The 9,010-nt window shown below is 59.4% G+C and carries 10 protein-coding genes and 1 pseudogene; 4 read left to right on the top strand and 7 right to left on the bottom strand.

Features of this window, described 5'->3' with window-relative positions; translation table 11 throughout:
- The 3 genes from zapE to B4F73_RS03835 form a co-directional block, all read right to left on the bottom strand.
- Nucleotides 1-801 (bottom strand): cell division protein ZapE (zapE, locus tag B4F73_RS03845; RefSeq protein WP_290482542.1); only part of this gene is annotated, 801 nt, incomplete at its 3' end.
- A gap of 5 nt (nucleotides 802-806) precedes the next feature.
- Nucleotides 807-1,412 carry a rhomboid family intramembrane serine protease gene (locus tag B4F73_RS03840; RefSeq protein ID WP_290482541.1) on the bottom strand — a complete coding sequence of 202 codons (606 nt, stop codon included), beginning with the start codon at nucleotides 1,410-1,412 and terminating at the stop codon, nucleotides 807-809.
- A gap of 103 nt (nucleotides 1,413-1,515) precedes the next feature.
- Nucleotides 1,516-1,950 (bottom strand): response regulator transcription factor, encoded by a 435-nt coding sequence (locus B4F73_RS03835; RefSeq protein WP_034817104.1) that lies wholly within the window; start codon nucleotides 1,948-1,950, stop codon nucleotides 1,516-1,518.
- 241 nt (nucleotides 1,951-2,191) lie between these two features.
- Between B4F73_RS03835 and B4F73_RS03830 the strand changes: the two genes are divergently transcribed.
- Both B4F73_RS03830 and B4F73_RS03825 read left to right on the top strand, forming a co-directional pair.
- Nucleotides 2,192-3,094, top strand: a complete 903-nt coding sequence (locus B4F73_RS03830) for a GNAT family N-acetyltransferase (protein WP_290480507.1) — start codon at nucleotides 2,192-2,194, stop codon at nucleotides 3,092-3,094.
- Nucleotides 3,095-3,097: 3 nt separating this feature from the next.
- Nucleotides 3,098-3,787, top strand: coding sequence for an SOS response-associated peptidase (locus tag B4F73_RS03825; protein ID WP_206992127.1), 690 nt, complete (start codon nucleotides 3,098-3,100; stop codon nucleotides 3,785-3,787).
- Here B4F73_RS03825 and B4F73_RS03820 read toward each other — a convergent pair.
- From B4F73_RS03820 to B4F73_RS03805, 4 genes are read right to left on the bottom strand one after another with little or no spacing between them, the layout of a single operon-like run.
- Nucleotides 3,784-5,331: a bifunctional GNAT family N-acetyltransferase/carbon-nitrogen hydrolase family protein gene (locus tag B4F73_RS03820; RefSeq protein ID WP_290480506.1), complete on the bottom strand. Its 1,548-nt coding sequence runs from the start codon at nucleotides 5,329-5,331 to the stop codon at nucleotides 3,784-3,786. The genes B4F73_RS03825 and B4F73_RS03820 overlap by 4 nt on opposite strands.
- Before the next feature lie 30 nt (nucleotides 5,332-5,361).
- Nucleotides 5,362-6,657 carry an ATP-binding protein gene (locus tag B4F73_RS03815; protein ID WP_206992128.1) on the bottom strand — a complete coding sequence of 432 codons (1,296 nt, stop codon included), beginning with the start codon at nucleotides 6,655-6,657 and terminating at the stop codon, nucleotides 5,362-5,364.
- Nucleotides 6,658-6,661: 4 nt separating this feature from the next.
- The gene (locus B4F73_RS03810; RefSeq protein ID WP_206992129.1) at nucleotides 6,662-7,345 is read right to left on the bottom strand and encodes a response regulator; all 684 of its coding nucleotides are present in this window, start codon (nucleotides 7,343-7,345) and stop codon (nucleotides 6,662-6,664) included.
- On the bottom strand, nucleotides 7,342-7,701 hold the full coding sequence (locus B4F73_RS03805; RefSeq protein ID WP_198019827.1) for a MarR family winged helix-turn-helix transcriptional regulator: 360 nt from the start codon (nucleotides 7,699-7,701) through the stop codon (nucleotides 7,342-7,344). Before B4F73_RS03805 ends, B4F73_RS03810 begins: the two co-directional genes overlap by 4 nt.
- Before the next feature lie 163 nt (nucleotides 7,702-7,864).
- Between B4F73_RS03805 and B4F73_RS03800 the strand changes: the two genes are divergently transcribed.
- Both B4F73_RS03800 and B4F73_RS03795 read left to right on the top strand, forming a co-directional pair.
- The gene (locus B4F73_RS03800) at nucleotides 7,865-8,743 is read left to right on the top strand and encodes a branched-chain amino acid aminotransferase (protein ID WP_290480504.1); all 879 of its coding nucleotides are present in this window, start codon (nucleotides 7,865-7,867) and stop codon (nucleotides 8,741-8,743) included.
- A gap of 68 nt (nucleotides 8,744-8,811) precedes the next feature.
- Nucleotides 8,812-9,010 (top strand): annotated as a pseudogene (locus B4F73_RS03795) (hypothetical protein); the annotation flags it as partial.

Raw genomic sequence — 9,010 nt, 5'->3', positions numbered from 1 at the left:
CACACCCGCCGCTTCGCGTTGGACTTCCAGTTTGCGGCCTTTCACCGTCAGCACGCAATGCTGTGGTTCTGCCCCAAGGGTCAGCCGGTCCCAGGCCCGGTCCAGCGCGGCCTCGGATTCCGGGCCCAATGGCGAATACCAGACCGGCGCTTCGATCAGGCGGTCAAGGCGGTAATCCCGCTCCGAGGCGAGTTCCAGAATTTCGCAATGCGCCTTCAGATGCTCGATGAAGGGTAGGAAGAGGGGGCGATTGATCCCATCCTTGTAGAGATCATTGGGGTGGCGGTTCGAGGTCGCCACCACCGTGACTGCCATGTCGAACAGTGCCTCGAACAGGCGGGCCAGAACCATGGCATCAGCAATCTGGGTGACCTGGAACTCATCGAAGCAGAGCAGGCTCGCCTCGGAGGCGATCTGTTTCGCCACTGGCGCGATTGGATCATCGCCCGCTCCCTTCACGCGCCATTCGGACCGCTTGCGGTTGTCTTGCGAGAGCTTGCGCCAGGCATCCAGCCGGTCATGCACTTCGGCCATGAATTCATGGAAATGGACCCGCCGGCGGGCTTCAACCGGTGCACTCTCGAAGAACAGATCCATCAGCATGGATTTGCCCCGACCAACGCCGCCCCACATATAGAGACCCGTGACGGTCTCGGCTTTCGAGAACCAGCCGCCAGTCTTGCGGTTGGCCAGTCTGTGTTCCAGATCGTTCAGCGCCGCAGCGGCGGTTGCCTGAACCGGGTCCGGCGTCAGCTGGCCGCTCTCGATGCGGGCTTCGTATTTCTCAAGGACGGTGGTCATTCGGGTCAACCCAGCCGCTCGGCGATCTGGGCCAGCAGTGCGCTCCAGGCTCCGGGCACCAGCAGGAAGGTCAACGCCGCACCGGCCAAGGCGCCGCCCAAATGCGCGCCATGTGCGATCATCGTATTAGGGCGTTGCGACAGGAAGAAGCTGACCGAGATAAACAGAACTGCCGCAACAATCGCCCACATCGGCAAGATGAAAAGCAGGTACAACACCGCAAACGGCGCCAGCACACTGAACGCGAGCACGATACCGGACGTCGCGCCCGACGCGCCGACGGCGCGGTAGTCGGGCTGGTCGCGTTTGTCGACGTATTCCCATGCGTTTCCGGCAAACAACGATCCGAAATAGATGATCAGGAATGTTGTTGCGCCAAGTTCGCGTTCCAGCACTCCGCCAAACTGCCACAGGACGAACATGTTGATGAGCAAATGTGTGCTGTTCACATGCAGGAAGGCTGAAGTCACGAAGCGCCACCATTGGCGGCCCTCCCGGATCGGCGCGATCCAGAAATTGTTGTCCTCGAAGAAAGCGCGGTTTGACAGGCCAATCAGACTGACGAGGACATTGGCCGCGATCAGGCTGATCGTCACGGGATATTCCATCATCGGGGGTGCCGCCTTTTTCCTGTGTCGCCCAGCAAAAAGCCGCCCGGACGTATCCTAGGCGGCTTAGCAAGGGGAAGGGGCGCTTCGCAAGCACCCGCATGGATTAGGCCGCGCGGACGGCCGTGGTTTCAGCGGCTGGCATCAGGTCCATCAGGAAGTCTTCAAACGCATCGGGGCGCTGGATGAAGCGATTGAATGGCAGAGTGGCCTTGAAAATAGCTTGCGGATGAATGTTCGCGCCACAGCGCAGGGCAGACTCAACAGCCTGGTCGCGCACATCCATGGAAGAGACGACCGCAATCCGGTATTTGCCCATATTGGCAACCCGCGCGATGGTCATGTCCGGGTCAAAGGAGTCTGGCAGGCCGAGGTCGAGCACGACGAGATCAAATCTTTCGAGGCGCAACCGGGCTTCCGCCATCATCAGGGTCGGCGCCATGACCAGGTCAACCTGCACGCGGGAGCGCGCAGCCTTGTCCGCGGCAATCGCCAGCATGTCTCTGACTGGCTCGTGATCTTCAACCCAAAGAACTTTCATCTACACTATTCCCGATTTATTTGCCCGCGAAGGAAAGCCTTAAGCCAACCCCCCTGTGGCGTTCACAATGGCACGTGGCTCTTACGTCTTGGTAAAGCGAAACTTTCCGAAGTGTTTATATTTCAACACAATGCAGCGTTCCGGTGGCCTGCGCGAACGGCCATTCCCCTGTAGTTCCCGCTTTGAGGGATTCGCCCCAACCCCTATGTATATAAAGGGAGAACGGAGTGGCCCACGCACCATGAGCGACGAGAGCCTGATCGCAAAATCCTCTACTTTGGGAGGATCGGCATTTCTTGATGCAGAAAAAAATAATGACCAGCATATCGTCGATACGCTGATTGAGGAACGCTGCCCGAAACTGCGCGGCAGCTGGTCGTGGCCGCTTGTCCGTCCGGTTCTCTACAAGACGCTCGGCTATCGCCGCGCGCGGGAAATGGCCGACACCATCATGCAGCTGAATGGGCGGGACTCGTTCGATCATCTTTCACGCCAATTGAACTTCTCTCTTGAGGTCGACGGTCTCGAGAGACTGCCAAGTGCTGGCCGGGTTATCATTGCGGCCAACCATCCAACCGGTTTGGCAGATGGTGTGGCGGTCTGGGATCTGCTCAAGCAGGTTCGGCAGGATATCGTATTCTTTGCCAATGCCGATGCCATTCGCGTCAATCCGAACTTTCAGGATGTCATCATCCCGGTCGAATGGGTGGCCGAGAAGCGCACCCCGGCCAAGACGCGCGAAACCCTGAAGCGGGCAGGGCAGGCCTTTGCCGAGGAAAAATGCGTTGTCATCTTCCCCTCGGGGCGGCTTGCAAAGAAGGAAGACGGGCGGCTGGTCGAGAAGGACTGGTTCTCTACCGTGGTCGGCCTCGCGCGGAAACAGAAGACACCCGTCCTGCCGCTCAATCTCGATGCGTGGAATTCGAGGCTCTTTTACTTTCTCAGCGAGCTGAACCCGGAATTGCGTGACATCACCCTGTTTCACGAGCTGCTGAACAAGCGCGGCGCGCAAGTGCGTATGACGTTCGGCCAGATGATTCATCCAGACCAACTGGCAGGCGACGCCATCGAGCTCACAGAAAAACTGAAGCACCACGTCGCTTATGATCTGGGCCGTGACCGTTTCGCAGTCTTCGAGCCTTAGCTTATGTGCGGACGATTCTTCCGGCATGGCGTAACGTGGGAGGAATACCACAATGCGCTGAATCTGATTCACCCGAACGGCATCCAGCCGCCGGAGCCTGCGTACAATATTGCGCCCACCCAGTATGTGCCCATCATCCGCATGGCGCCGGAAGGCGAGGATGTGCCGCGTCACGCCATCCAGATGGCTCCGGCCATGTGGGGACTGGTTCCCAGCTGGTGGAAAAAGCCGTTGAGCGAGAAGAAATTCTCGACGTTCAATGCGCGCAGCGAAGGTCTTGAAGCGTCCAACACGTTTCGCGGGCCTTTCCGGCATCATCGCTGTCTGGTTCCGGCCAGCGGCTTCTATGAATGGACAGGCCCGAAGGGCAAGAAGCAACCCTTTGCTATCGGCCTGCGAAACCGGCGATGGTTTTGCTTTGCAGGGTTATGGGACCGCGCCATGATCGACGGGTCCGAGATCGACACATTCACCATCCTGACCACCAAGCCCAACGACCTGATGGCGGGGCTGCACACACGCATGCCGGTCATCCTTCATCCGTCGGACTATCGGACATGGCTGGATGCTGACAATCGCAAGGTGGAACACCTCTACGAACCATTCCCAACCGAGGACATGCACGCATGGCCTGTAAATCCTGCCGTGGGAAATGTCCGTAATCAGGGCGTCCAGTTGATAGAGGAAACCTAGTTCTTCTTCCAGGCCACCTGATAGAGGTCCAGTCGACGATCCTTGAGGTTCTGTACCGCGCCGGATTGACGAGCTGTGAGCAGGTCTGAAATGGACAGGTCAGCCAGCGCAATCGTTTCCGTGTTCGGGGCTGTATCCGCTGCTACGCCATCGCGTGAGAAGGGGAAATCGGACGGCGTCAAGATACAGCTCTCCGCATAGTGAATGTCCATGTTCTCTACATTCGGGAGGTTGCCCACAACCCCGGACATGGTGACATAGCACTGGTTCTCGACCGCACGAGCCTGACAGCAATACCGCACCCGCAAATAGCCGCGCCGTTCGTCGGTACAGAAGGGCACGAACAGCATCAGCGCGCCCTGGTCGACAAGGTGGCGCGCAATTTCGGGGAACTCACTGTCATAACAGATCATCACGCCTATCGGGCCACAGTCGGTCTGGATCACGGAGTTTCCACGACCGCCCTGAATGTTCCACCAATGGCGCTCGGACGGGGTCGGATGCAGCTTCTGCTGGGTATGGACCGAGCCGTCGCGCAGGAAGACGTGGCAGACATTGAGAATTTCGCCATTCGCCATCTGGCTCGGATGCGTTCCGCCAATGATGTTGATGTTGTAGGAAACTGCCAGCTTCTCCATGAACTCCACAAAACGCGGCGTATAGTCAGATATCTGAGAGATCGCATCGACAGGGCCGAGCGGGCGTTCAGACAGCGACAGCAATTGCAGTGTCAGCATTTCCGGGAAGACCACGAAGTCTGACTGGTAGTCTGACGCGATATCGACCCAGTATTCGACCTGTCCTTCAAACTCGTCGATGGAAGTGATCCGGCGCATCTGGAACTGGACCGTGGCGATCCGCACGCGCTCGGGCAGGGACGTGTCGCCAAAGCTCGTATTGGTCTGGATCTTCTCCTGCGCCAGTGGGTTCTCCCAGAACATGTGCGTGGCATGTCCCATGGAGTCGATATCTTCCGGCAGGTAATGGCGCAGTACGCCGAGCGGCTCATACCCCTGATTCAGTTGGAACGTGATAACCGGATCGCGGAGCTTGGATTCGCGGACCGCCTTCACATAGTCGTCCGGGTTGGGATATTGTTTGGCGCGGCGAGCATAGCCAGGCATCCGACCGGCAAATACGATACCTTTCAGCTCCAGCCACTGGCACAGTTCGCGCCGTGCCTTGTAGAAACGCTGGCCAATGCGCAAGCGACGGAACGCCGGGTCGACCGCGACATCCATGCCGTAGAGCACGTCCCCTTCGGGGTCGTGACGGGCGGCATATCCGCCGCCGGTAATCTGCATCCATGTGTGCGGACCAAAGGCATGTTCGGACGCGATCATGAAGGTGGCGCAATGGCCAACAATCTGGCCTTCGTATTCAGCGATGAACTGCCCATCCGGAAACCGGTTGATCTGCGCCATGAGGTGGTCGCGGGAATACTCTTCGCCCTCGCCATAAACGCGCGCCGAGAGGCCCTGAAGGCCGGGGATATCATCCGGCGTTGCATTGCGGATGATCAGTTTTGCTTTGCTATTGCTCATGGCGAAGGAATGTCTCTGGAGGGATAAGGTTCAATGGGGCAGGCGCAGGCTGGCCCGCAGGCCACCGAGAGGGCTGTCGCTGAGGCGAAGATCTCCGCCATGCGCGCGCGCCGTATCTCGGGCGAGGGTCAATCCGAGCCCTGTGCCCGGTGTATTCTGGGTGCGGGCCTCATCCAGCCGCATGAAAGGGCGGAAAGCATCCTCGCGCAGCTCCGGGATAATGCCCGGTCCATTGTCATCGACGTGTATATCGGCCGCATGCGGACCGTTCACAAGAGTGATTTGTGTGTCGGTCGCGAATTTTGTCGCATTGGAGATCAAATTTGTCACAGCGCGCTTGAGTGCCAGGCGACGGCCATTGACCTGAACATGATCGGGTCCGGTTACGGTAATGTGCGGGCCAAAGCCCGCGGCGGCGTCGCGCAAGAGTTCGGCAAGGTCAAAATCGCTCGGCTCATCGCCTTCTTCGCCGCGCGCAAAGGTGAGATATTCGTCCAGCATCATGGACATGTCATCAAGATCGGCCCGCGCGGCTTTGATGTCATCGGTCTCGTCCATCATGGCCAGCGCCAGCTTCAGTCGGGTGAGGGGCGTGCGCAGATCATGGCTGACCCCGGCTAGCATGGCGGTGCGCTGTTCCGCAAAGGCGGTCAGCCGGTTCTTCATGTCGATTACCGCCCGGGCCGCCTCGCGCACTTCGTTGGCGCCAGACGGGCGGAAGTCCGGCACATCCCGGCCACGGCCGAACGCTCGCGCGGCCTTTGATAAGCTCAGGATCGAGCGCACCTGCTGGTTCAGGAAGCCGATCGCCAGCGCAACCATGAACAGGGAGAACAGGATCACCCAGACAATAAAGATGTGGGTATTGGCGGCGAGCACACGTTTGCGCTCGACAATGATTTCAACTGTGCGGGGCCCCGACGCGAAGCGGAGATGCAGCATTGAGTCCTGGGGGTTCAACGCCGTCTCCACCGGTACGCCAAGCCGGGTCTCCAACTCCTTGTCCAGCGTGCCGCTATAGGAGAAGACTTCAGCATAGCTTCGGCGATCGAGGCTGGCGGAATCGCTGTCGCAAGTGAAGGTCAGGTCCAGGCGCTCATCTATGGTCTTGCGGTCCAGCACGGACTCCTCGCGGCGGTCGCAATATGCCTGGACGAGGCTCGCATCGCGCGCGATGGATTGGGCGAGCTTGCGGTTCACCTCCGCAATATGGCTGTCGTAATAATACCACGACATGAGCGACAGGATCAGAACGACCGGCGCGATTACCATCAACATGCTGCGGGCATACAGCCCGCGCGGTGTGATATCTCTCAGGCGCAGCATCGGCTCAGTCCGGCATGAGGCGATATCCGACGCCTCGCACGGTCTGGATATGGATCGGCTCTTTCGGATTGGGCTCGATCTTGCGGCGCAGGCGCGTCACCTGCACATCGACAGAGCGCTCCATCCCGGCTGAAGTCAGGGAGGCCAGCTCCTCACGGCTCACCGGTTCGCCCGGATTTGAGGCCAATACCGTCAGCAATTGCAATTCGGCTTCGGTCAGACGAATGCGCGTGTCGCCCTCCTTCAGCTCCCCGCGTTCTGCATTGAACACCAAACCGGACATTTCGACTTCTTCGGGCGGCTCGGCCTTGTGCGACCGGCGCAGGATGGCGGCGCAGCGCAAGGACAGCTCCTCTGGCTCGAAAGGCTTGGCGAGATAGTCATCTGCGCCATGCTTCAGCCCTTCAATCCGGTTGGACGCTTCACCTTTGGCGGTCAGCAGCATGACGGGCGTTTCCCGATTGCGCCCCTCCCGCATGGATTTCAGCAGGGACAGGCCATCTTCGCCCGGCATCATTATGTCCAGAATGGCGAGATCAAACTCCATTGATGACATCATCTTGCGCGCCCCGTCCGCTCCGGACGCCGAGGTCACGCGATATCCTTCACGGGTGAGATATCGCTTCAGCAGGTCGCGAATGCGGTCATCGTCATCGACGACGAGAATATGAGCGGTGTCCTGGTTCATTTGACGAGCGCATCCATCACTTTGCGCGCCCCTTCAACCGCATCCGGGCCAGCGGCGCGATAGGCCAGGCGCAGCCGCTCGCGCAATACGATCGTGATCTGGGTGGTCAGCGTGGTGCCCGCATCCGACAGGTTCAGCGTGCGCCGACGCTTGTCACTTGCCTGTTCACGCTCGCGCTCGATCAGGCCGCGCTTGTCCAGTTCGCCGATGATGCGAGCGAAAGTTGGTACTGTCATGCTCAACGCATCGCGCAGCTCGCCCACTGTTTGGCCGGGTGAGTAGCGGACAGCCATGAGTATTTGCAGTTCTGGCTTGCTCAGCCCCGCCTTGTGCCGCGCCTCTTCTGCGGCTCTCATCAGTTCGGCGCTTCCTGCCAGCAGGAGTCCGACACCTCTATCAAGCTCCTGATCCATAAGGAAAAGGCGCGGATCGAAAGGTCTATTCAGGTTGACGTCAGGGGCCATGTTCTGAAATGAACGCGAAAATGCTATAAGTGCAAGCGAGGAGCGCTGAACTATTATGTCTGCTTATGACGACCGTGACGGTTATATCTGGATGGATGGGGAATTCGTGCCGTGGCGGGACAGCAAAGTCCACGTCCTGACGCATGCGCTTCACTATGCGTCCTCCGTCTTTGAAGGTGAGCGGGCATATAGCGGCAAGATCTTCCGTTCGCTGGACCATTCCAAGCGCCTGCACAATTCAGCGGAGATCATGGGGTTCAAAATCCCATTTTCTGTTGATCAGGTCGAACAGGCCAAGACCGAGGCGCTGGCGAAATCGGGTCTCGAGAGCGCCTATGTGCGCGCACTGGCCTGGCGCGGGTCTGAGATGATGGGCGTGTCAGCCCAGAACAACACGATCCATCTCGCGGTCGCGGTCTGGCATTGGGGCGACTATTTCGCCGACAAGATGAAGGGCATCCGCCTGACACATGCCAAGTGGCGCCGTCCAGCCCCGGACACCGCGCCCTGCCATGCCAAGGCCGCTGGCCTCTACATGATCTGCACCCTGTCCAAGCATGCCGCAGAGCGCGATGGCTATGCCGACGCCCTGATGCTCGATTATCGCGGTCAGGTGGCTGAGGCGACCGGAGCCAACATCTTCTTCGTGCGCGATGGTGCCCTACATACGCCGACCCCGGATTGCTTCCTCAATGGCCTGACCCGCCAGACGGCGATCAAGCTGGCCAGGGAGCGCGGCATCGAAGTGATCGAACGGGCGATCTTCCCGGATGAGCTGTCGACCTTCTCGGAATGCTTCATCACAGGCAGCGCAGCTGAAATCACGCCTGTCGCCGAGATTGGCGAGCATGTCTACAAGCCGGGCCAGATCTCCGAAACGCTGGTCAATGACTATACCGCATTGGTCAACGGCCAGTTGGAGTTGGCGCTATAGGCGGCACGGCGCAAGCTGTACGAAAAGTCACTGAGGCCGTCTCAGGCTGGCTGCTAGGGCTTTGGCCCATGGGTGGAGCCTGGAAAGAGTTCGCGCGCGAGCGCCTTCCCTTTGTGGCGGGATCATTGGGCCTCAACGGCCTGATCCTGTTCCTTTTTGCGATTGCCTTCGGACACAAATTGCCGCCCCCTCCTGAGCCCGTGGTTTTGGAGGTGGACATCGTCGAGCTTCCACCGACACTCCCGCCAGAGCCAGAGCCAGAGCCAG

Origin of the sequence: Hyphomonas sp. UBA3601 (assembly GCF_002375605.1) — a bacterium.
Lineage (GTDB): Bacteria > Pseudomonadota > Alphaproteobacteria > Caulobacterales > Hyphomonadaceae > Hyphomonas.
This window is presented reverse-complemented; position numbering and strand designations above follow the sequence as displayed.